The following is a 20,392-nucleotide window of genomic DNA, read 5'->3' as shown; positions in this document are numbered from 1 at the left end:
ATGAACTTTTCCCGCTTTTTCATCGACAAGCCGATTTTCGCGGCGGTGCTGTCGATCGTCATATTCGTGGCCGGGCTGCTGTCGATTTTCGGCCTGCCCATCTCCGAATATCCCGACGTCGTGCCGCCATCCGTGGTGGTGCGCGCCCAGTACCCTGGCGCCAACCCGAAAGTGATCGCCGAAACCGTGGCCGCGCCGCTCGAAGAGCAGATCAACGGCGTCGAGAACATGCTCTACATGTCCTCGCAAAACACGTCCGATGGCGCGATGATGCTGACCGTGACCTTCAAGATCGGCACCAACGTCGAGCAGGCCGAAACGCAGGTGCAGAACCGCGTGCAGCGCGCCTTGCCGCGCCTGCCCGAGGAAGTGCGCCAGATCGGCGTGACGACCGTCAAGTCCTCGCCCAACCTGACCATGGTGGTGCACCTGGTCTCGCCAAACAAGCGCTATGACGATATGTACCTGCGTAACTACGCGGTGCTGAACGTCAAGGATCAACTGGCCCGTCTGCCCGGCATGGGCGACATCCAGATCTTCGGCGCCGGCGACTACGCCATGCGCATCTGGCTCGACCCGCAAAAGGTAGCGGCGCGCGGCATGACGGCCAATGACGTCGTCGACGCGATTCGCGAGCAGAACGTGCAGGTGGCTGCCGGCGTGATCGGCGCCTCGCCAGCGAAGAACTCGGACTTCCAGCTGACCGTCAACACCCAGGGCCGTCTGCAGACGCCCGAGGAATTCGGCGCCATCATCGTGCGCACGAATGCCGACGGCGCCGTGACGCACCTGAAGGACGTGGCACGCGTGGAAATGGGCGCCAACAGCTACTCGCTGCGTTCGCTGCTGAACAATAATCCGGCCGTCGGCATGGGTATTTTCGAAGCACCGAACGCCAACGCGCTGCAACTGTCTTCCGACGTGCGTTCCAAGATGGACGAACTGAAAAAAGACTTCCCGCAAGGCGTGGAATACCGTATCGAGTACGACCCGACGCAGTTCGTGCGTTCGTCCATCGAAGCCGTGATCCATACCCTGCTCGAAGCGATCGCCCTGGTGGTGCTGGTGGTGATCATCTTCCTGCAAACCTGGCGCGCATCGATCATCCCGTTGCTGGCCGTTCCCGTCTCCATCGTCGGCACCTTTGCCGTGATGCTGGGCTTTGGCTTCTCGATCAACACGCTGTCGCTGTTCGGCCTCGTGCTGGCCATCGGTATCGTCGTCGATGACGCCATCGTGGTGGTGGAAAACGTCGAGCGCAATATCGAGGAAGGCTTGTCGCCGCGCGACGCCACCATCCAGGCCATGAAAGAGGTCAGCGGTCCTATCGTCGCCATCGCCCTGGTGCTGTGCGCCGTGTTCGTGCCGATCGCCTTCGTGCCTGGTTTGTCCGGCGAGTTCTACCGCCAGTTCGCGCTGACCATCGCCATTTCGACCGTGATCTCCGCTTTCAGCTCGCTGACCCTGGCGCCAGCCCTGTCGGCCGCGCTGCTCAAACCGCACGATGCGCCGAAAGACGCGCTGACGCGCGGCATGGACATGGTCTTCGGCCGCTTCTTCGCCTGGTTCAACCGCTTCTTCGGCCGCGCTTCGCACCGCTATGAAGCGGGCGTAAAAGGCGTGTTGGGCCGCAAGAGCGCTTCACTGGGCGTGTATGCGCTGCTGGTCATTGCCGCCATCTTCACCTTCAAGTCCGTGCCGGCCGGCTTCGTGCCAGCGCAGGACAAGCAATACCTGGTGGGCTTTGCGCAATTGCCTGACGCCGCGTCGCTGGACCGCACGGAAGATGTCGTGCGCCGCATGTCCGACGTCATCAAGTCGGTGCCTGGCGTCGAATCGACCATCGCCTTCCCCGGCCTGTCGATCAACGATTTCACCAATGCGCCGAACGCCGGTATCGTCTTCGCCACCCTGAAACCGTTCGACGAGCGCACCAGCAAGGAATTGTCGGGCGGCGCCATCGCGGCCGAGATCAACAAGCGCCTGGGCGGTATCCAGGACGCCTTCATCATGGTCTTCCCGCCACCGCCGGTCAACGGCCTCGGCACCATCGGCGGCTTCAAGATGATGATCGAAGACCGCGGCAACCTCGGTTACGACGCGCTGTACAACGCTACCCAGTCGCTGGCCGCGAAAGCGTACCAGACGCCGGAACTGGCGGGCGTGTTCTCCGGCTACCAGATCAACGTGCCGCAGCTGTTCGCCGACGTCGACCGCGTGAAAGCCAAGCAGATGGGCGTGCAGCTGCAAACGATTTACCAGACCTTGCAGATCAATCTCGGTTCGCTGTACGTCAACGACTTCAACCAGTTTGGCCGCACCTACCAGGTGCGCGTGCAGGCCGATGCGGCGTTCCGTTCGCATGCGCAGGATATCGCGCAGCTGAAGGTGCGCAACGACAAGGGCGAGATGATCCCGCTGTCGTCCCTGATGCGCGTCAAGGACAGCTATGGCCCGGACCGCGTGCAGCGCTACAACGCGTATGCCGCAGCCGACTTCAATGGCGGCGCAGCACCTGGCGTATCGAGCGGCCAGGCGCAAGCCGCGCTGGAACGCATCGCCAAGGAAGTGCTGCCGCAGGGGATTTCGTATGAATGGACGGAGCTGACCTACCAGGACATCTTGTCCGGCAATACGATGATCTATGTGTTCCCGCTGTGCGTGCTGCTGGTGTTCCTGGTGCTGGCCGCCCAGTACGAAAGCTGGACATTGCCGCTGGCCGTGATCCTGATCGTGCCGATGTCGATCCTCTGCGCACTGCTGGGCGTGAAACTGACCGGTGGCGACAACAACGTGTTTACCCAGATCGCGCTGTTCGTGCTGGTGGGGCTGGCGTCGAAGAATGCGATTCTGATCGTGGAATTTGCCCGCGAACTGGAAGAGCATGGCCGCACCGTCGTGCAAGCGGCGCTGGAAGCGTGCCGCCTGCGTCTGCGTCCGATCCTGATGACGTCGATCGCCTTCATCATGGGTGTGGTGCCCCTGGTGTTCTCGAACGGCGCCGGTTCGGAAATGCGCCATGCCATGGGTGTGGCGGTCTTCGCCGGCATGCTGGGCGTGACCTTCTTCGGCCTGTTCCTGACGCCTGTGTTCTATGTATTGCTGCGCACCCTGGCGCAGCGTTTTGAGAAAAAACCAGCCGCCGTTGCCGCCAAGCCTGTCGCCGCGCCAGCGCTGGACCTGGAAGGAGATATATATTGAAAACCAAGGAAATCATCTGGCGCGTCAAGCCCGTGCTGACCGCCATGGCCGCCGCAGTCCTGCTGGCCGCCTGCGCGGCGCCCGAGTTCAAGCAGCCGCAGATCGAGACGCCGGCCGCGTTCAAGGAAGCGCAAACCTTGCCGGCCGTGCAGACGGCGGCCGACGGCACGCGCTGGAAGCAAGGCGTACCCGCCGAGCGCCAGGCGCGCGGCGAGTGGTGGCTGGCTTTCAATGATCCGGCTTTGACCAGCTTGATCAACGAAGCCACGCAAGCGAATGCCAACCTGGCCATCGCCGCCGCCCGCGTCAAGCAGGCGAGGGCGATTGCTGGCATCGCCGAAGCGGACCGCATCCCGCAAGTGGGCGTGAACGTGGGCGGCCAGCGTAACCGCGCTTCCGCCGTGTCGCTCGGCTTGCCGAACGGCGCGCCGGTGGCGGCCACGAATGTCTACCAGGCGAACCTGACGGCCAGCTACGAAGTCGATCTGTTCGGCCGCGTGGCGTCCAACGTCAGCGCCTCGCGCAGCGATGCGCTGGCCGTGGAAGCGACGTACCGCTCGGTGCTGCTGTCCTTGCAGGCCGACGTGGCGCAAACCTACTTCCAGCTGCGCGCCACGGACGCCGAACTGGCGACCCTGGAACAGACGGTGCGCCTGCGCGAAGAAAGCGTGCATGTGAACCAGCGTCGCTACGACCTGGGCGACATCGGCGAGTTCGATCTGTCGCGTGCCCGCACGGAGCTGTCGACCGTGCGCGCCGAAGCCATCGGCCTGCAGCGCCAGCGCGCCACCAGCGAACATGCGCTGGCTGTCCTGCTGGGTAAACCTGCCGCCAGCTTCACGGCGACCGTCAATCCGTTGCAGGATAGCGGCTTCCTGCCGGTGATCCCGGCCGGCATGCCATCGTCCTTGCTGGAACGCCGTCCCGACATCGCGTCGGCGCAGCGCACCATGGAAGCGTCGAATGCGCGCATCGGCGTGGCGAAATCGGCCATGTTCCCGGCCCTGACCTTGAACGCCTCCGGCGGCGGCGCGTCCGATACCTTCTCGGACATCTTCAAGTGGAGCAGCCGCTCCTGGCTGCTGGGCGCCTTGATGTCGATGCCGATCATCGACGGTGGCCGCAACAAGGCGGCCGTGAGCCGCAGCGAAGCGCAGCTGGAAGAGTCGGTGGCGACGTATCGCCAGAGCGTGCTGGTGGCCTTCGCCGAGGTGGAAGACAACCTGGCCGGCCTGCGCATCCTGTCGGGCCAGACGCAGCAGATCGACGAAGCCGTCGTCTCGGCGCGCCGCTCGGCCGACCTGGCGCAAAAACTGTACGACGCTGGCCGTTCCAGTTACCTGGACCTGCTCGACGCGCAGCGCAACCTGGCGGCCATCGAGCGCAACGCCGTGCAATTGCGCGGTAACCGCGCCGTTACCACGGTGGCGCTGATCCGCTCCCTGGGCGGCGGCTGGGGCGAGACGGAGCCGCAAGTGGCGGCCAACTAGTTTCCGGTCCGCGGCGATAAGCCTGTCGAAAACGGCGTCGTGCTTTGCACGGCGCCGTTTTTTTATGGCTTGCGCAGGCCGGCTTGGCATGCAGCGCGGTAGGTCGGCTTAGCGCATAGCGCGTAAGCCGACACCACCCGCGCCTCCAACCCAGGCCAGACCAAAAAAATAAGTTGAATCCAATCCCCGGCCCACCACGTAAATACTCCTGCAATCACGCAAACGCAGTCATCCAGGAGATACCATCATGCGCACCTTCGTTCCCGCAGCACTGTTCATCACTTCCATGCTGGCCGCCAGCGCCCCGTTTGCCGCCGACATGACGACCATGGTCGGTGGCCAGAGCATGTATCCATCCAAGGACATCGTCGACAACGCCGTCAATTCGGCCGACCACACGACGCTGGTCGCCGCCGTCAAGGCGGCCGGCCTGGTCGACACCCTGAAAGGCAAGGGCCCATTCACCGTGTTCGCGCCGACGAATGCGGCCTTCGGCAAGCTGCCGGCCGGCACCGTCGAGACCCTGGTGAAACCGGAAAGCAAGGCGGCCCTGACGAAAATCCTCACCTACCACGTGGTACCCGGCAAATACGACTTCAAGGCGCTGGCGAAGGAAATCAAGATGCATGACGGTAAAGCCACCTTGCCCACGGCCAGCGGCGGCAAGCTGATGTTCGCCATGAACGGCATGCACAACATCGTGGTGACGGACGAAGGCGGCAACAGCGCCAACATCAGCACCTATGATGTGTACCAGTCGAATGGCGTGATCAATGTGATCGACTCGGTGCTGATGCCTAAATAAGCGGACGAAAAACGGACGAAAAAAAAGACAGGGAAAACCCTGTCTTTTTGCTTGGTGCCGCCGCGATTACTTGGCTGGCGTTGCTGGTACTGCCGGCACTGCTGGTTCCGCAGGCGTTGCCTTGTCGGCTGGCGCGGCTTTCTTTGCCTTGTGATGCTTGGCTTTCTTGTGCTCCGCCGGCTTGACGGCGGCGGCTGGCGTTTCGGCCTTGACTGCCGGTGCGACGTCAGGCCTTGGTGCCACTGGGGTGGCTGGCGCAGCGGCTGGCGTGGCGGCAGGAGCGGCGGTGGCGACCAGGCTGGCGATCAGGGTGGCGATGATTTTTTTCATGATGAGATCCTTGGTGATGTGTCGGGTCAGTAAAGGGTGTCGGAATTACTTGGCTGCTGCTGGTGCCGCTTCGGCGGTGGCCGATGCCAGCTTTTCGTCAGCCTTGGCTTTGGTTTTCTTGGCCTTGTGGTGGGCCTTGGCTTTCGTGGTGGCCGCTTCCGCTTTGGCGCTGGCGACTTCCGTTTTTGCGGCGACGACTGCTTTCGCTTCTTTGGCATCCGCTTTGACGACGGCTTGCGCTTCCTTGGCATCGGCTTTCACGACGGCCTTGGTGTGGGCTGCTTCCACTTTGGCAGGAACCGAGGCTGCCGGAGCGGCTGCAGGTGCTGCCGGGGTTTGGGCGAAGGCTGCGGTTGCGAACAGGCCGGCGATCAGGGTAGCGCTCAGGTTGAAAATGCGTTTTTTCATGGTGCAGTCCTCAGTGGTGGTTTGTCTGGTATGTCTGTTGGTGCCGGGATGATTCCCGTATCACTGAGCATAAAACGCGCCCCGGATCGCTGCCGTTGACGGTCATTACAAACGCTTACATCTGCGTGCCATCCGCGTGCAGGATGGCTTTCAAGATGTCTTGCGAACGGCGCTGTCCATAGGGTTTGCCATACGCGCCGGACGCGATGCTGACCACCATGCGGCGCGCAGGTATCACGTAGATCTTGTTGCCGCCATTGCCCGAGGCGAAATGCACGGCGATCTTTTGGCCTCCGATGTCCTGCGTCTTCGCGTACCAGAAATAGCCGTAGCTGTCGGCATAGCGGTCGCCGGCGCCGATGGCCACGCGCGGCGCCAGCGCTGCGTGCAGCCAGGCCGTATCGATCACCCTCTTGCCGTCAACTACGCCGTCGTCGAGCACCATCTGGCCGATTTTTGCCGTGTCGCGTGCGCGCAGCGACAGATTGCCCTGGCCCTTCGGATGGTTGGCCACGTCGCGGCCCCAGCGCCAGCGCGTGATGCCCAGCGGCGCGAACAGCGCCTTGGCGGCGACATCTTCCAGGTCGGCGCCGCTGGCGCTTTCCACCACTCTGCCCGCGATATACGCGCCCAGCGAGTTGTAGCGGTACGTGCTGCCCGGCGCCGTTGCAGACGGCACGCCGCGCACGAAGGCGGCAGGGTCGGGCGCCGCATCGAGCTTGTCTTCATTGCCTGGCGACTGCTCGTCTTCATCGAAGGCGGCCAAGCCCGAACGCATGGTCAGCAGGTCGTCGATGAGCACCTTGCCTGCCGGGCTGCCAGCCACTTCAGGCCAGTAATCTCCCACCGTCTTTGTCGTCGCCAGCTGGCCGCGCGCCACGGCCGCACCCACCAGCAGTGCGGTGATGCTCTTGCCGGCCGAGCGGATGTCGTGCAGGGTGTCGGCCGTCTCGCCGTTGTAATAGCGTTCGGCGACGATGGCGCCATTGCGCAGCACGACGACGGCCCGCAAGTCGCCATGGCTGTCATGGTCCTGGGCGAGCAGGACTTGCTCGAGGGCGGTGGGGGCGTTTTGCGCATTGGCGGCGCAAGGCAGGGACAGGGCGGTAATCAGCAGCAGGTGGCGCATGGAATAGGCTTCGCGGCGATGGTCGGAGTGCCAGTGTCCACCATCTGCGCCGCTTTGTCGTGCGCAAGCTGCTTTGTTCGCTGAAGTTTGCATGAAGGCGCGCCATGCAAAAAGGACAGCCGAAGCTGTCCCAGGGAATGCCGGCGAAGTGCCCACGCAAGCGCAGACCCGGCGGATGCGCTTGCGTGGCGTCGTTCGCGCTTACTTCGCTGGCGCTGCCGGTGCTGCCGGAACGGTTTCCGCCGCTTTGGCCGCATCCGCTTTTACCTTGGCCTTGTTCGCCTTGTGATGGGCTTTGGCCTTGGTGACTTTGGCGTCGGCCTTGGCGCTGGCCACGTCGGCTTTCGCATCGGCGACGACGGCCGCTTCTTTTGCATCGGCTTTCACGACGGCCTTGGTTTCCTTGGCTTCAGCCTTGACCACGGCTTTCGTGTGGGCCGCTTCCGCCTTGGCAGGAGCCGATGCTGCCGGAGCGGCAGGGGTTTGAGCGAAGGCTGCGGTAGCGAACAGGCCGGCGATGAGGGTGGCGATAACTTTTTTCATTGTATTTTCCTGGCGAGTGACAAGCGATGGTGTGGGGGATTACTTGGCTGCTGCTGGTGCGACTGGTGCTGCTTCGGCGGTGGCCGATGCCAGCTTTTCGTCAGCCTTGGCCTTGGTTTTCTTGGCCTTGTGGTGTGCCTTGGCTTTCGTGGTAGCCGCTTCCGCTTTGGCGCTGGCCACTTCCGTTTTTGCGGCGACGACTGCTTTCGCTTCTTTTGCATCCGCTTTGACGACGGCTTGCGCTTCCTTGGCGTCCGCTTTCACTACGGCCTTGGTGTGGGCCGCTTCCACTTTGGCAGGAACCGAGGCTGCAGGAGCTGCCGGGGTTTGGGCGAAGGCTGCAGTTGCGAACAGGCCGGCGATCAGGGTAGCGCTCAGATTGAAAATGCGTTTTTTCATGGTGCAGTCCTCAGTGGTGGTTTGTCTGGTACGTCTGTTGGTACAGGGATGATTCCCGTGTCACTGAGCATAAAACGCGGCCCCGAAGCTTGCCGTTGACCTTGTTTACACTTTCTTACAATCGGGTGAGTTAAGTGAGGTTAATTGAAGAAGGCGGCGTAAAAATGCAAAAAGACAGCCGAAGCTGTCTTTTTGCATGGCGCATGAAACGCGCTGTATGGATTATTTGGCTGCTGCTGCGGTCGCTTCAGTTTTGGCTTCGTCAGCTTTGGCCTTGGCTTTTTTCGCTTTGTGATGGGCTTTTTCCTTGGTGACTTTGGCGTCGGCCTTGGCGCTGGCAACATCGGCTTTCGCATCGGCGACGGCGGCCGCTTCCTTGGCATCGGCTTTGACTACGGCCTTGGTTTCCTTGGCTTCCGCTTTTGCCACTTCCTTGGTGTGCTTGGCTTCGTCCTTGGCAGGCGCAGCTGGCGTTTGAGCAAAGGCTGCGGTAGCGAACAAGCCGGCGATCAGAGTAGCGATTACTTTTTTCATGGTGCAGTTCCTCAAGAAGTGGGGTTGTAGTTCAGGAGATCAGTCCCCTGTCACTGAGGCAAAAACGCGCCGTGCGGCAATACCGTTGACACGTTTTTTTCTAATTACAAACACTTACATTTGCCAGGGCAGGCACTCTGTTAGCTGGCGTACCGCGCCATGATCTGTCGCAGACTAGACTAGACGACATCATCACCGCATGGGGCCGCCATGAAAGCCGCCTTGAAAACGTATCAAGCCAAACGCAATTTCGCTGTCACGCCCGAGCCTGCAGGTGGCGACGAGGCTGCGAACGGCGTGCTCACCTTTGTCATCCAGAAGCACTGGGCCAGCCGTTTGCACTATGACTTTCGGCTGGAGCTCGATGGCACGATGAAAAGCTGGGCCGTGCCGAAAGGCCCCAGCTACGACCCGCGCGACAAACGCATGGCCGTGCAGGTGGAAGACCATCCGATTGCGTATGCGAGTTTTGAAGGCACGATCCCCGAGAAACAATATGGCGCGGGCAAGGTCATCATCTGGGATAAAGGGACGTGGCAACCCCAGACAGCCACGCCCGATGCGCGCAAGGCGCTGGCGGCCGGCGAGCTGAAGTTCACTTTGCACGGCCACAAGATGCATGGCAAGTGGGTGCTGGTGCGCATGAAAGGCAAGGGAGACAAACGCAGCGAAAAGCAGCCTGCCTGGCTGCTGATCAAGGAAAAAGACGACTATGCGCGGCCGGCAGAGGAATTTTCTGTCGTGGACGAGTTCCCCGACAGCGTCAGGAGCAAGGCCATGCCCAAGCGCAAGGTGGCGGCCGCGCCGCCGGCTGCCGGGTTGCCCGCCACCTTGTCGCCACAGCTGGCCACCCTCGTCGATGCACCGCCGCCAGATGCGCAAGACTGGATTTTCGAGGTGAAATTCGACGGCTACCGCATCCTCGCGCGTTGCGATGGCGATCATATTGCGTTAATCACGCGCAATGGCAATGACTGGACGGCGAAACTGCCGAAGCTGCGGCAAGCGCTGGAACAGTTGAGCTTGCCGCCAGGCTGGTATGACGGTGAAATCGTCGTCAACGACAGCAGCGGGCACCCGGATTTTGGCGCCTTGCAGCGCGCGTTCGACGCGGAAACGACCAGCGAGATCGTGTATTACCTGTTCGACGTGCCGTACTTCGATGGGCACGATCTGCGGGGCCAGCCCGTCGAGGCGCGCAGGGCGCTGCTGCAAGGGCTGCTGCAGAGCTTGCCCGCGTCGCCGCTGGTGCGCTTCAGCGACGCGCTCGATGCCGCACCGCAGCGGCTGCTGGACCACGCTTGCCGCCTGGGGCTGGAAGGGGTGATCGGCAAGCGGCGCGGCTCGCCCTACGTCACGCGCCGCTCGGGCGACTGGATCAAGCTCAAATGCGGGCTGCGCCAGGAATTCGTCATCGGCGGCTATACGGCGCCGCAGGGTGCGCGCGAAGGGATAGGTTCGCTGTTGCTGGGCGTGCATGATGAACAGGGCAAGCTGCGCTATGCGGGCAATGTGGGCAGCGGCTTTGACGATGCCAGCCTGCGCGACTTGCGGCGCCGGCTCGATGCGCTGGCTATCGAGACGAGTCCGTTTGAAGGCAAGGCGGGCGGCGTGCGCCAACCCATCTGGGTCCAGCCGCAATTGGTGGCCGAGGTCGGTTTTGCGCAATGGACCAGTGGCGGTGCCGTGCGCCATGCCGTGTTTCACGGCTTGCGCGAAGATAAAAAGCCGGCCGCCATCGTGCGTGAGCGGGCGCGGCGAATCGAGAAGGAGAAGACTATGGAGAGCAAATCCATGCCGGACTGTGTCTTGCCGGCCAGTTTCAAGGTCAGCCATGCGGATCGCGTGATTGACAGCGACAGCGGCGCCAGGAAGATCGACCTGGTGTGCTATTACGCGCTGGTGGGCAAGCTGATGCTCGTACACCTGCGCGGGCGCCCCGTGTCGCTCGTGCGTGCACCCGCTGGCGTCGGAGGCGAGCTATTTTTTCAGAAACATATTGACACTTCGACAATGCCGGGCATCAAACAGCTTGATGCACGGCTGGACCCGGAACACCCGCCCATGCTGGAAGTGGCCAGCCTGCAAGGGCTGTTGTCCGCGGCGCAGTGGAATGTGGTGGAATTTCACACGCAGAACGCGCTGGCCAGCGCCTACGACACGCCGAACCGCCTGGTGTTCGACCTGGACCCGGGCAAGGGCGTGGCCTGGCCCGCCATCCGCGAAGCGGCCATGCTGCTGCGCGCCGTCCTGACGGAACTGGGCTTGCCCGCCTGGCTGAAAACCAGCGGCGGCAAGGGCTTGCACGTGGTCGTGCCGATCCGGCCCAAGCACGACTGGGATACGGTAAAAGCGTTTTCGCAAGCCATCGTGGCGCACATGGCGCAGCACATCCCGGAGAGGTTTGTCGTCAAGAGCGGTCCCGCGAATCGCGTCGGCAAGATTTTCATCGATTATTTGCGCAACGGCCGGGGCGCCACCACCGTGTGCGCGTGGTCGGCCCGCACGCGCTCGGGGCTGGGCATTTCCGTGCCGCTGGCCTGGGAGGAGCTCGACGAGCTGGAGGCGGGCGACCAGTGGAACGTGGGCAATGTGCACAGCCGTCTCGGCGTGGGCAATACCCCGTGGGACGGCTATGCGCGCAGCGCGAAAGGCCTTGACGCAGCCATGAAAAAGCTGGCTTTTACGCCTCCGGCTTGAGCGGCAGGGTGGCGCGCGCCAGTTGCAGGGCTTCCTCGATGGCAGCGTTGAGCTGGGGAATCTCGACGGGTTTGGTCAGGTAGCGGAAAAAGCCCGAGGCCAGACCGTGCCGGATATCGCCCTTCATGGCGTTGGCCGTCAGGGCGATGACGGGGATGTGCGCCGTGCGCGCATCGTTGCGTAGGATGCGCTGCGCCTGGTTTCCATTCATGCCGGGCAGGTTGATATCCATCAGGATGACGTCGGGATGGCGTTCCAGCGCCAGCGCGATGCCCTGGCGCGCGTCGGTGGCCGAGATCATGCGCAGGTGGGGCAGGAAGCTGACGATGTCTTCCACCAGGCGCAGGCTGGCCGGATTGTCTTCCACGTACAGCAGCAGCGCCTGGCCGCCGTCATCGTCCCCGGTGTCGCCGGCGGGCTCGGGCAGATATTCCGTGTCCGGCTGCCGGCTGGCGGGCGGCGCGGCCGTGGTGCCCAGTTCGATCCAGAATACGCTGCCCACGCCAATGCAGCTGTGCACGCCCATGCAGCCGCCCATCAGTTCGACCAGGCGCTTGGTGACGACGAGGCCGATACCCGTGCCTTCCTCGCTACCCGCCTCTTGTCCCAGGCGGTTAAACGGCTGGAACAGTTCGGCCATCTGCGCCTCGTCCAGTCCCTTGCCCGTGTCGCGGATGGCGATGCGCACGTGCTGCGCATCGGGCTGCGAAATTTCCAGCTCCACCTTGCCGTCCGGGCGGTTGTACTTGATGGCGTTCGACAGCAGATTCAGCAGCACTTGCTTGAGGCGCGTATGGTCGGCCCGGATCGTCAGCGGCTCGCAGGCCGGAAAAATCAGGTGGATATGACGCTGCTGCGCCTGCTCTTCCACCATCACGCGCACTTCCTCGATCAGCGCGGGCAGCGTCACCGCTTCCATCGACAGGCTCAGGCTGCCCGATTCGATCTTGGCCAGGTCGAGGATTTCATTGATCAGGGTGAGCAGGTGGCGCCCCGAGGTGACGATGTTTTGCACGAAGGCGCGCTTTTGCGGCACGGTCGCGGGCAGGGATTCGTTGGCCAGCAGCTGGGCAAAGCCGAGGATGGCGTTCAGCGGCGTGCGCAGTTCATGCGACATGCTGGTGAGAAAGCGGTCTTTCGCCTGGCTGGCCCGCTCGAGTTCGATTTTCTGTTCGTTGAGCGTGCGTTCGATGCGCTTGCGCTCGGTGATGTCGCGGATGGCCGACGAGACCAGCACGCCTTCGTCCGTTTCCAGCGGCGACAGGCTGATTTCGACGGGAAACTCGGTGCCATCACGGCGCAAGCCGTACAGTTCCAGGCCCGCGCCCATGGAGCGGGCGCGCGGCGCCGTGGAAAACGACTGGCGGTGGCGCGGATGGTCGTGTGCGTAGCGGGCCGGGATCAGCACTTCCACGTTGCGCCCCAGCAGCTCCGCGCGCGAGTAGCCGAACAGGCGTTCCGTCTGCGAATTGACGAGCACGATCTCGCCATCGCCGTTGACGATGACGATGGCGTCCGGCGCCGATTCGAGCAGGCCGCGGAACTTCTGCTCGGCCCGGCGGCGGTCGCTGACGTCGCGGATGGCGCTGATGACGAAGGTGCCGATCTCCGTCTGGATCGGCGACAGGCTGATTTCCACAGGGAATTCGATGTTGTCCTTGCGCAAGCCCAGCAATTCCAGGTCGGCGCCCATGGTGCGCGTGCGCGGCTGGTCGAAATAGCGCGAGCGGTGCGCCACGTGCGAATGGCGCAGGCGTTGCGGCAGCAGGCTATCGATTTGCCTGCCGTTCAATTCGCCTTCCGCGTAGCCGAACAGGCGCTGTGCCTGCTCGTTGGCCAGCACGATGGCGCCCGTGGCATTGACCATGATGACGCTGTCCGGCGTCGATTCGAACAGCACGCGGTAGCGCACGTCGACGAACTGGGCGTCGCGCGCCGCCTTCAGCAAGGTCGTGTCCTTCATGGTGGAAATCAGGTAGCGTGGCGCGTCCACTCCCGCCTGCGCGGTCTGGCACGCGACATCGACGTAGATGAGCTCGCCATCCTTGCGCCGCCGCAGCGATTCGCGGTCGTAGCTGCCGTGCTGGGCCAGCTGCTCGTCGATCAGCGGGGACGCTTCGGCCTGTCCCGGCAGGGAGATCAGCTCCCACAGCGTCTGACCCAGCGCTTCTTCGCTGGCATAGCCGAAAATGCGCTGCGCACCGGGCGTCCAGCGCACGACGACATGATCTTCGTTCGTGATGACAACGCCGCCAGGGGCACCGCTGAGGATAAGCTGATCTAACTCGGCATCCATTTTTTCCCGCACGCGTGACAGGGCTTGCCGGGCGGCACGCCTGTGCATAACGTAGCGAGAAGCCTGATCAAAGTCAATGCATTTGTATTATTGAAGAGTCTCCCGGGCCGCATGGGTGGTTCAGGCCGCCTTGCGTCTCGATGGTGCCGGTTTGCGGGCAGTGGACGAGGCCGCGCGCTTGCGGGCCGGTGCGGCGGGCGCTTTCTTGCCCAGGCTTTGCTGCAGCAGGGCGACCAGGTCGATGACGTTGCTGCCTTGCTCTTCTTCCCGCTCGGGGGCGGGCGGTGTGATGGTCTTGGTCTGTCGGGCCTTGATTTTCTTCTTCACCAGCGCCAGCACGTCTTCGCGGTAGCTGTCGTGGTATTGCCCGGGTTCCCACTCGTCGCTCATGCCTTCGACCAGAGACAGGGCCATTTTGAGCTCCTTGTCGGAAATACCTGCCGCCCTCATGGTGTTGGGCGGCAAGTCCAGGTCATCTGTGGGGCGGATTTCATCGGCGTAGCGCAGGGTGTTGAGCACGATGGCGTCGCCCACGCACACGAGCGCGCACAAATGCTGCTTCGTGCGCATCACCACGCTGGCGATGGCTACCTTGTTGGCCTTGCGCAAGGTTTCGCGCAGCAGCGCATAGACTTTCTCGCCGCCCTTGGCGGGCAGCAAATAATACGGGTGCTCGTAAAAGGTCAACGGTACCTCGGCCGCATCGACAAAGGTGTCTATGTCGATGGTTTGCGTGGCCTTCACATTGGCTTGCCGTAAATCTTCCTCGGACAGCACCACGTACTCATCCGTCTTGTATTCATAGCCCTTGATGATGTCGTCCCACTCGACTTCCTTGCCCGTCTTCTTGTTGTAGCGCTTGTAGCCGATGGGGGCGAAGTCGCGCCTGTCCAGCATGGACAAGTCCAGTTCATGGTCGAGACTGGCGGAAATCATCTCGACGGGGATGTGCACGAGGCCGAAACTGATGGCGCCTTTCCACAGTGCGCGCGCCATCGCTTATTCCCCCACGCTGCCGGTGATGGGCAGGACGATGCCGCTGATGTAGCTGGAACAGGCGGGCGAGGCCAGGAAGACGTAGGCGGGCGACAGTTCTTCCGGCTGGGCAGGGCGGCGCATGTCCGTGTCCTGGCCAAATTTCTGGATGTCCTCGGGCGACTTGTCTGCCGGGTTGAGCGGCGTCCAGACGGGTCCGGGCGCGATGGCGTTCACGCGGATACCCTTGTCGAGCAGGTTGCCGGCCAGCGCCATGGTAAACGCATGGATGGCGCCCTTGGTGGTGGAATAGTCGAGCAAGTGCTTCGAGCCTTGCAAACCCGTCACGGAGCCCGTGTTGATGATGGAGGCGCCCCGCTGCAAATGCGGCAGCACGGCCTTGGCCATGTGAAAGTAACCGTAGACATTGGTTTTCATGGTGAGGTCGAAGCGTTCCTCGCTCAGGTCGAGCAAGGATTCCGCATGTTCCTGAAAGGCGGCGTTGTTCACCAGCACGTCGATATGCGTGAACTTGGCCAACACCTGGCTGACGGCCTCCTGGCAAAAGCCCTGGTCGCGCACGTCGCCGGGAATCAGGAGGCAGCTCTGGCCTTCCGCTTCCACATAGCGCTTCGTTTCGTGGGCGTCCGCGTGTTCGTTCAGGTAAATGATGGCGACATCGGCCCCTTCGCGTGCGTACAGCACGGCCACAGCGCGGCCGATGCCCGAATCGCCGCCCGTGATGACGGCCACCATGCCGGTCAGCTTGCCGCTGCCGCAGTAATCGGGCGCCAGGAAGCGCGGTTGCAACTGCATCTCGCCTTCCATGCCAGGCTTGTCCAGGTGCTGGGCGGGCAGGGGAGGGACGGGCTGGCTGCGGTGGCCCGTCTGCACGGGCTGCTTGCTTTCCTGGCCGGATTTGGCGGCATCGTGCTGCTGATCGTGCTGATCCTGCTCCTGTTGGATGCTGCGCTGCAAATTGCCGGCGGACTGGTCCTTGTTCTCGTTCATGCTGGCCTCCTTGTAAACGAAGGTCCAGTATCGGCGCGGCACCCGCATCAAACGGTGCGCTCGCTAACAGAGTGGCGCAAACGGGCGTAAAGTTATATGATGATTGACATAAATATGGGAGGGCAGCATGAAAGTAAGCAGGGAACAGGCGGCGCTGAACCGTGAGCGCATCGTGGACGTAGCGGCCAGATTGTTCCGCGAAAAGGGCTATGACGGCATCGGCGTGGCCGACCTGATGAAGAACGCGGGCCTCACGCATGGCGGCTTCTACGGCCATTTCGCGTCCAAGGAAGACTTGATGATCGAGGCGTGCCAGCATGCCCTGGAGAAATCGCTGGAAGGCTGGCGGGCGAAGGTCGGCAGCGACCCGCAGCGGGCGCTGCCGGCGATTATCGACAACTACCTGACCACCCGGCACCGCGACCAGCCCGGCGGCGGCTGCCCGGCGGCGGCCATGGGCGTCGATGCTGCGCGCATGTCGCCCGGCGCGCGTCCCGCGTTTACAAAGGCGACGCAGCAGCAGTTCGCGCTGCTGGAAGGCTTGCAGCCCGAAGGCGCACCGGAAGAACGGCGCAGGCAGGCGATCGCCACGTTTTCCGCCATGGTGGGCGCCATGGTGCTGGCGCGCTGCGTCGATGACGAGGTGTTATCGACGGAAATCCTCGACGCCGTGAAGGCGCAATTGCTGCAAGAGTAAGTACGTCCCCCTGTCAGCCGGCCTCGTCGCATGATAGGCTTCGGTTTTCAGATTTTGGGATCATCCATGCTGCTCTGGCTCAGGCAATACCGGCGTCCTCTGTTGGCCGGAGACATCACTGCCGGTATCGTTGTCGCCATGATGATGGTGCCGCAAGGCATGGCTTACGCCCTGGTGGCGGGCTTGCCGCCCGTGGTGGGCATCTATGCCAGCATTCTGCCGCCCGTGCTGTACGCCTTGTTCGGCAGCAGCATGACGCAATCGGTGGGCCCGATGGCCATCGTTTCCCTGATGACGGCCGCCGCCCTGGCGCCGCTGGCCGATCCCGGCTCCTCCCTGTATATCGTGCTGGCCGCCCAGCTGGCCTTCATCAGCGGCCTTGTCCTGCTGCTGTGCGGCGTGCTGCGCCTGGGCTTCATGGCCAGTTTTTTATCGCGTCCCGTGATCAGCGGTTTCAGCAATGGCGCCGCTATCCTGATCATCTGGGGGCAAATCACGCCGCTCCTGGGCGCCACCTGGCCCCACTGGCACACGCCCAGCCTCGTGCTGGGACTGTCCGGCCTGCTGTTCCTGTGGCTGGCCAAGCGCTATCTGTCGCGCCTGTTGCAGCGCTGCGGCCTGAACAAGGTGGCAGCCGACGTGGGCGCGCGCCTGGCGCCGATGGCGCTGGTGCTGGCCGGCATCGCGCTCGTCGCCTATGGCGGTCTGGAAACGATGGGTGTGCAGACGACGGGCCACGTGCCCAGCGGCTTGCCGGGCCTGAACCTGGCCGCTTCGAGCGCCCATTGGCGCACCTTGCTGTCGCCGGCGCTGCTGATCGCCTTCATCATCTTCCTGATGAGCATGTCCGCGGCCCAGACCCTGGCGCAAAAGCGCGGTGAAAAGCTGCACACGAACCGTGAACTGCTGGGCCTGGGCGCGGCCAACGTGGCCAGCGCGCTGTCGGGTGGTTTCCCCGTCACGGGATCGATTTCGCGCTCGGCCGTCAATTTCCAGGCGGGCGCCAACACGCCCCTGGCCAGCATCATCACGGCGGGATTGCTGGCGCTGGCGCTGGTGGCGCCCACGAACTGGCTGGCCCTGCTGCCGCTGCCGGTGCTGGCGGCCACCATCATCTTTGCCGTCAGCAGCCTGCTGGACTGGGATACCTTGAAACTGTCGTGGCGCTACGACCGCAGCGATGCCCTGGCCCTGCTGGCGACGACGGCCGGCGTGCTGGTGCTGGGCGTGGAAGCGGGCGTGGTGATCGGCGTGCTGCTGTCGATGGGCACCCTGATCTGGCGCGCCAGCCGCCCGCACATCGCCGTGCTGGGCCGTATCCCGAATAGCGAGCACTTCCGCAACGTGGAGCGCTATGAAGCGCAAACCCTGCCGGACGTCTTGCTGCTGCGCATCGATGCGGGCCTGTTCTTCGGCAACGTCGAAGCCGTCACGGAGCGCGTGGAAGACGAGCTGCGGGGACACCCGACGGCGCGCCACTTGGTGCTGGTGCTGTCGGCCGTCAACCAGATCGACAGCACGGCCTTGCTGGGCTTGATCGAACTCAACAGCGCGCTGGCCAAGCGCGGCATCAGCCTGAACCTGGCCGAAGTGAAGGGACCCGTGATGGACCGCTTGCGCCAGAGCAGCCTGTTAAAGGACCTCAGCGGCAAGCTGTATCTGAGCACAGCGCTGGCCATGGATGACCTGAGCGGAAAAAAAGCATGACGATGGCACTGAATCTGCACGGCGAGCCGCGCGCCGTTGGCACTATCGCTGCGCTGGAACAGGCGCTGCTGGACGCGCGCACGCTGGCCCAGTGCGAACTGTGGCTGACCATGGCCGAAGATGCCGAGCAAGGCCCGGCCCTGTGCATGCTGCGCAATGGCGGCAATGCCTGGCTGATGTATCTGTCGGGGCAGGACGAGCTGAGTTTTCACTCGCTGGGCGACGAGGAGGAGACGGGGGAATGCAGCTATCTGCTGTCGAATGGCCAGGTGGATGAGTATCCGGAAGCGTGGTGCGTGGATGTAGAGCAGTGCCAGCGCGCTTTCGTCGCGTTTTTCAAGACAGGCGGCGCGCGGCCGGCTGGCATCGCGTGGGAAGCGGATTGAGATGCTAATCCGCTGGTACTGGACGACGTCCATCTGCCCTGATCGCGAAACTGCAGCAATGCCTGAGCGAGTCCGAAGCTGCTGCCAGCAACGACTGAATGCTCAGGCCACCACCAGCAGCTTTTCCATTGCCACGCTGGCCAGGCTGATGCCGCTCGGATGCGCATACGCTTCCTCGCGCAAGGAGATAAATCCTGCGGCTTGGTAAAACGGCACGGCGTTCAGCGACGCGGACAGGTGCAGGCGCGCAATGCCGCGCTCACGCGCCAGTTGCTCCAGCGCCGCCAGCAGCCGCTTGCCGATACCGAGTCCCGCGCGGGCAGGATCGACAAACACGGCATCGACTTCGTGTTTATCTACGTCCAGCATGGCATAGCCGGCAATGGCCTCGCCCTGCATCGCCACGATGCCGCCACCGGCAGCCAACATGGCGGCATAAGCTGGCGGTACGGGCGAAGCCGTCCACACAGTAATTTGCTCCGGCGCATAATGCGTCGCGCAACTGACGCGCACGGCCACCGTGCGCAGGGTCCACAGGGTGTCGACGTCAAAGGGCAGGGCGGGGCGCAGGGTGATGGGCATGGAAGATTTCGGGGCAAAAGGATCATGCTAGCGCAATGGCTGGCATGGCGCCAGCATGAGCTTATTCAGCTGTCACTGCGCCGGCTTGTCGGGATCGATATAGTACGAACCCGGCGGCGCACCCGGCACCTTCACCCGGAACTTCAGGCCGGACAACAGCTTGTCCCACAAGGCAATCGCCTCCTCATCGGTCAGCGACGATGCTTCGGCGGCGCCGACCAGGTTGTGGGCGACTTTGGTGTACATCTTGACTTCCAGCACGGACGGATTTGCGATGTCTTTCGGTTTGCCGACCAATGCCCATTCAAAATCATGGACACCATCGGTACGCCGTATCAGCGACTCTTCGCCTTTCCAGTGTTGAACAGTGCGCTTGCCTTCGCGCAGCAAGGTGCGCTTGGGATAATCGCTACCCTGTATATCTTTTGCGCTTTGTATGCGGTTAAGCAATGATAATTCCCCGCTCATTCTTGTCTCAAATTCTGTCGGTGGGTAATCGCCGTATGCATCCTTGTTTGAGCTGATGGAAAAACGCACATCGGGAAGGCTTGGAATATAAATACCTATGTCGTCTATTTCTTGATATTTATACTGATTTTCACTTATGAATCCATGCTCTACGCAAAGGCCTGGGGTGACAGGAATTTCTTCAGTAGCACGCAAACGCAGACTTTTTGCTTGAAGGAATTGTCTTTCCGCTGTTGCTCTTTCGGTGTCGCCATTATCTACTGCGTCGCCTATGGTAAATATGAAATCCCCTTTGTTGATTAATGTTCGATAAATTATGAAATTGTCTTTTTTGGCTGATTTGCTATTGTAGTATCGAAGTTGCCAACTATTTTCTATTGGGCCATTCCCATTATAAATAATTTCAGGGGAAATATTCAAAGATCGTATTTTTTTTAAATCAATTTCCGCTTGGTTTTTTAAGGATTCAGGTCCTCCTTTAAATAGTTCAACTTCAGAATTTCCGATTATTAATTCTGCCTCGTTTGGTAGATTTAATAAATATCTTCCAAAGCAAAGTTTTTTTGTTTTTTGAAATAAATTTTCTATTTTTTTTATTGTTTTTGTGTGTATATGCATTTTATTTTCCTCATGTTTTTTATTTGACATTGCTTTATTTGCCATTGTTTTTGATGGTAGTGCAATTATTGAAATAATTGAAATAATGAGAATTTTTTTATAATTTAACATTT

General features: G+C 62.0%; 18 protein-coding genes. 7 read left to right on the top strand and 11 right to left on the bottom strand.

Annotation, left to right across the window (positions count from 1 at the left end):
* The 3 genes from AC4BCN_RS19545 to AC4BCN_RS19535 all read left to right on the top strand — a co-directional run bounded on the left by AC4BCN_RS19545 (position 1) and on the right by AC4BCN_RS19535 (position 5,496).
* Positions 1-3,201: an efflux RND transporter permease subunit gene (locus AC4BCN_RS19545; protein WP_128142664.1), complete on the top strand. Its 3,201-nt coding sequence runs from the start codon at positions 1-3 to the stop codon at positions 3,199-3,201.
* Between the two features lie 44 nt (positions 3,202-3,245).
* Positions 3,246-4,691, top strand: a complete 1,446-nt coding sequence (locus tag AC4BCN_RS19540; protein ID WP_072454085.1) for an efflux transporter outer membrane subunit — start codon at positions 3,246-3,248, stop codon at positions 4,689-4,691.
* Between the two features lie 247 nt (positions 4,692-4,938).
* A complete protein-coding gene (locus AC4BCN_RS19535; protein WP_490491555.1) occupies positions 4,939-5,496 on the top strand; it encodes a fasciclin domain-containing protein in 558 nt (185 codons plus the stop codon).
* 66 nt (positions 5,497-5,562) lie between these two features.
* Here AC4BCN_RS19535 and AC4BCN_RS19530 read toward each other — a convergent pair whose 3' ends face one another.
* The 6 genes from AC4BCN_RS19530 to AC4BCN_RS19505 form a co-directional block, all read right to left on the bottom strand.
* Positions 5,563-5,826 carry a hypothetical protein gene (locus AC4BCN_RS19530; protein ID WP_490491554.1) on the bottom strand — a complete coding sequence of 88 codons (264 nt, stop codon included), beginning with the start codon at positions 5,824-5,826 and terminating at the stop codon, positions 5,563-5,565.
* Between the two features lie 45 nt (positions 5,827-5,871).
* Positions 5,872-6,234: a hypothetical protein gene (locus tag AC4BCN_RS19525; protein ID WP_490491553.1), complete on the bottom strand. Its 363-nt coding sequence runs from the start codon at positions 6,232-6,234 to the stop codon at positions 5,872-5,874.
* A gap of 115 nt (positions 6,235-6,349) precedes the next feature.
* Positions 6,350-7,363 (bottom strand): serine hydrolase domain-containing protein, encoded by a 1,014-nt coding sequence (locus AC4BCN_RS19520; RefSeq protein ID WP_490491552.1) that lies wholly within the window; start codon positions 7,361-7,363, stop codon positions 6,350-6,352.
* 201 nt (positions 7,364-7,564) lie between these two features.
* Positions 7,565-7,906, bottom strand: a complete 342-nt coding sequence (locus AC4BCN_RS19515; protein ID WP_034751953.1) for a hypothetical protein — start codon at positions 7,904-7,906, stop codon at positions 7,565-7,567.
* Positions 7,907-7,945: 39 nt separating this feature from the next.
* Positions 7,946-8,305, bottom strand: a complete 360-nt coding sequence (locus AC4BCN_RS19510) for a hypothetical protein (RefSeq protein ID WP_490491551.1) — start codon at positions 8,303-8,305, stop codon at positions 7,946-7,948.
* A gap of 222 nt (positions 8,306-8,527) precedes the next feature.
* Positions 8,528-8,839 carry a hypothetical protein gene (locus AC4BCN_RS19505; RefSeq protein ID WP_490491550.1) on the bottom strand — a complete coding sequence of 104 codons (312 nt, stop codon included), beginning with the start codon at positions 8,837-8,839 and terminating at the stop codon, positions 8,528-8,530.
* Positions 8,840-9,049: 210 nt separating this feature from the next.
* On the opposite strand from AC4BCN_RS19505, the gene ligD reads away from it, so the two are divergent.
* Positions 9,050-11,539, top strand: a complete 2,490-nt coding sequence (gene ligD / locus AC4BCN_RS19500) for a DNA ligase D (protein WP_490491549.1) — start codon at positions 9,050-9,052, stop codon at positions 11,537-11,539.
* On the opposite strand, the gene AC4BCN_RS19495 is transcribed toward ligD, so the two are convergent.
* The 3 genes from AC4BCN_RS19495 to AC4BCN_RS19485 form a co-directional block, all read right to left on the bottom strand.
* Positions 11,523-13,835 (bottom strand): PAS domain S-box protein, encoded by a 2,313-nt coding sequence (locus AC4BCN_RS19495; RefSeq protein ID WP_490491548.1) that lies wholly within the window; start codon positions 13,833-13,835, stop codon positions 11,523-11,525. The genes ligD and AC4BCN_RS19495 overlap by 17 nt on opposite strands.
* A gap of 120 nt (positions 13,836-13,955) precedes the next feature.
* Positions 13,956-14,831 carry a non-homologous end joining protein Ku gene (gene ku, locus AC4BCN_RS19490; protein WP_490491547.1) on the bottom strand — a complete coding sequence of 292 codons (876 nt, stop codon included), beginning with the start codon at positions 14,829-14,831 and terminating at the stop codon, positions 13,956-13,958.
* Positions 14,832-14,834: 3 nt separating this feature from the next.
* Positions 14,835-15,821 (bottom strand): SDR family oxidoreductase, encoded by a 987-nt coding sequence (locus AC4BCN_RS19485; RefSeq protein ID WP_490491546.1) that lies wholly within the window; start codon positions 15,819-15,821, stop codon positions 14,835-14,837.
* A 127-nt stretch (positions 15,822-15,948) separates the two neighbouring features.
* On the opposite strand from AC4BCN_RS19485, the gene AC4BCN_RS19480 reads away from it, so the two are divergent.
* The 3 genes from AC4BCN_RS19480 (at position 15,949) to AC4BCN_RS19470 (ending at position 18,611) form a co-directional block, all read left to right on the top strand.
* On the top strand, positions 15,949-16,518 hold the full coding sequence (locus AC4BCN_RS19480) for a TetR/AcrR family transcriptional regulator (RefSeq protein WP_490491545.1): 570 nt from the start codon (positions 15,949-15,951) through the stop codon (positions 16,516-16,518).
* A 66-nt stretch (positions 16,519-16,584) separates the two neighbouring features.
* Complete coding sequence (locus AC4BCN_RS19475; protein WP_490491544.1) at positions 16,585-18,225, top strand: SulP family inorganic anion transporter; 1,641 nt, start codon at positions 16,585-16,587, stop codon at positions 18,223-18,225.
* Positions 18,222-18,611 (top strand): Imm1 family immunity protein, encoded by a 390-nt coding sequence (locus tag AC4BCN_RS19470; protein WP_490491543.1) that lies wholly within the window; start codon positions 18,222-18,224, stop codon positions 18,609-18,611. Before AC4BCN_RS19475 ends, AC4BCN_RS19470 begins: the two co-directional genes overlap by 4 nt.
* Positions 18,612-18,713: 102 nt before the next feature.
* Here the strand turns inward: AC4BCN_RS19470 and AC4BCN_RS19465 are convergent, their stop codons facing one another.
* On the bottom strand, positions 18,714-19,193 hold the full coding sequence (locus AC4BCN_RS19465) for a GNAT family N-acetyltransferase (RefSeq protein WP_490491542.1): 480 nt from the start codon (positions 19,191-19,193) through the stop codon (positions 18,714-18,716).
* Between the two features lie 72 nt (positions 19,194-19,265).
* Positions 19,266-20,390 carry a T6SS immunity protein Tli4 family protein gene (locus AC4BCN_RS19460; protein ID WP_490491541.1) on the bottom strand — a complete coding sequence of 375 codons (1,125 nt, stop codon included), beginning with the start codon at positions 20,388-20,390 and terminating at the stop codon, positions 19,266-19,268.
* Between the last annotated feature and the right edge of the window lie 2 nt (positions 20,391-20,392).

It is taken from the genome of Janthinobacterium sp. Bl 1, assembly GCF_058215535.1.
This window is presented reverse-complemented; position numbering and strand designations above follow the sequence as displayed.

What these genes read in the sequence shown, in the direction of transcription:
- AC4BCN_RS19545 (WP_128142664.1), top strand. Translation starts at nt 1, where the DNA reads ATGAACTTTTCCCGCTTTTTCATCGACAAGCCGATTTTCGCGGCGGTG.
- AC4BCN_RS19540 (WP_072454085.1), top strand. Translation starts at nt 3,246, where the DNA reads ATGGCCGCCGCAGTCCTGCTGGCCGCCTGCGCGGCGCCCGAGTTCAAG.
- AC4BCN_RS19535 (WP_490491555.1), top strand. Translation starts at nt 4,939, where the DNA reads ATGCGCACCTTCGTTCCCGCAGCACTGTTCATCACTTCCATGCTGGCC.
- AC4BCN_RS19530 (WP_490491554.1), bottom strand. Translation starts at nt 5,826, where the DNA reads ATGAAAAAAATCATCGCCACCCTGATCGCCAGCCTGGTCGCCACCGCC.
- AC4BCN_RS19525 (WP_490491553.1), bottom strand. Translation starts at nt 6,234, where the DNA reads ATGAAAAAACGCATTTTCAACCTGAGCGCTACCCTGATCGCCGGCCTG.
- AC4BCN_RS19520 (WP_490491552.1), bottom strand. Translation starts at nt 7,363, where the DNA reads ATGCGCCACCTGCTGCTGATTACCGCCCTGTCCCTGCCTTGCGCCGCC.
- AC4BCN_RS19515 (WP_034751953.1), bottom strand. Translation starts at nt 7,906, where the DNA reads ATGAAAAAAGTTATCGCCACCCTCATCGCCGGCCTGTTCGCTACCGCA.
- AC4BCN_RS19510 (WP_490491551.1), bottom strand. Translation starts at nt 8,305, where the DNA reads ATGAAAAAACGCATTTTCAATCTGAGCGCTACCCTGATCGCCGGCCTG.
- AC4BCN_RS19505 (WP_490491550.1), bottom strand. Translation starts at nt 8,839, where the DNA reads ATGAAAAAAGTAATCGCTACTCTGATCGCCGGCTTGTTCGCTACCGCA.
- ligD (WP_490491549.1), top strand. Translation starts at nt 9,050, where the DNA reads ATGAAAGCCGCCTTGAAAACGTATCAAGCCAAACGCAATTTCGCTGTC.
- AC4BCN_RS19495 (WP_490491548.1), bottom strand. Translation starts at nt 13,835, where the DNA reads ATGGATGCCGAGTTAGATCAGCTTATCCTCAGCGGTGCCCCTGGCGGC.
- ku (WP_490491547.1), bottom strand. Translation starts at nt 14,831, where the DNA reads ATGGCGCGCGCACTGTGGAAAGGCGCCATCAGTTTCGGCCTCGTGCAC.
- AC4BCN_RS19485 (WP_490491546.1), bottom strand. Translation starts at nt 15,821, where the DNA reads ATGAACGAGAACAAGGACCAGTCCGCCGGCAATTTGCAGCGCAGCATC.
- AC4BCN_RS19480 (WP_490491545.1), top strand. Translation starts at nt 15,949, where the DNA reads ATGAAAGTAAGCAGGGAACAGGCGGCGCTGAACCGTGAGCGCATCGTG.
- AC4BCN_RS19475 (WP_490491544.1), top strand. Translation starts at nt 16,585, where the DNA reads ATGCTGCTCTGGCTCAGGCAATACCGGCGTCCTCTGTTGGCCGGAGAC.
- AC4BCN_RS19470 (WP_490491543.1), top strand. Translation starts at nt 18,222, where the DNA reads ATGACGATGGCACTGAATCTGCACGGCGAGCCGCGCGCCGTTGGCACT.
- AC4BCN_RS19465 (WP_490491542.1), bottom strand. Translation starts at nt 19,193, where the DNA reads ATGCCCATCACCCTGCGCCCCGCCCTGCCCTTTGACGTCGACACCCTG.
- AC4BCN_RS19460 (WP_490491541.1), bottom strand. Translation starts at nt 20,390, where the DNA reads ATGTTAAATTATAAAAAAATTCTCATTATTTCAATTATTTCAATAATT.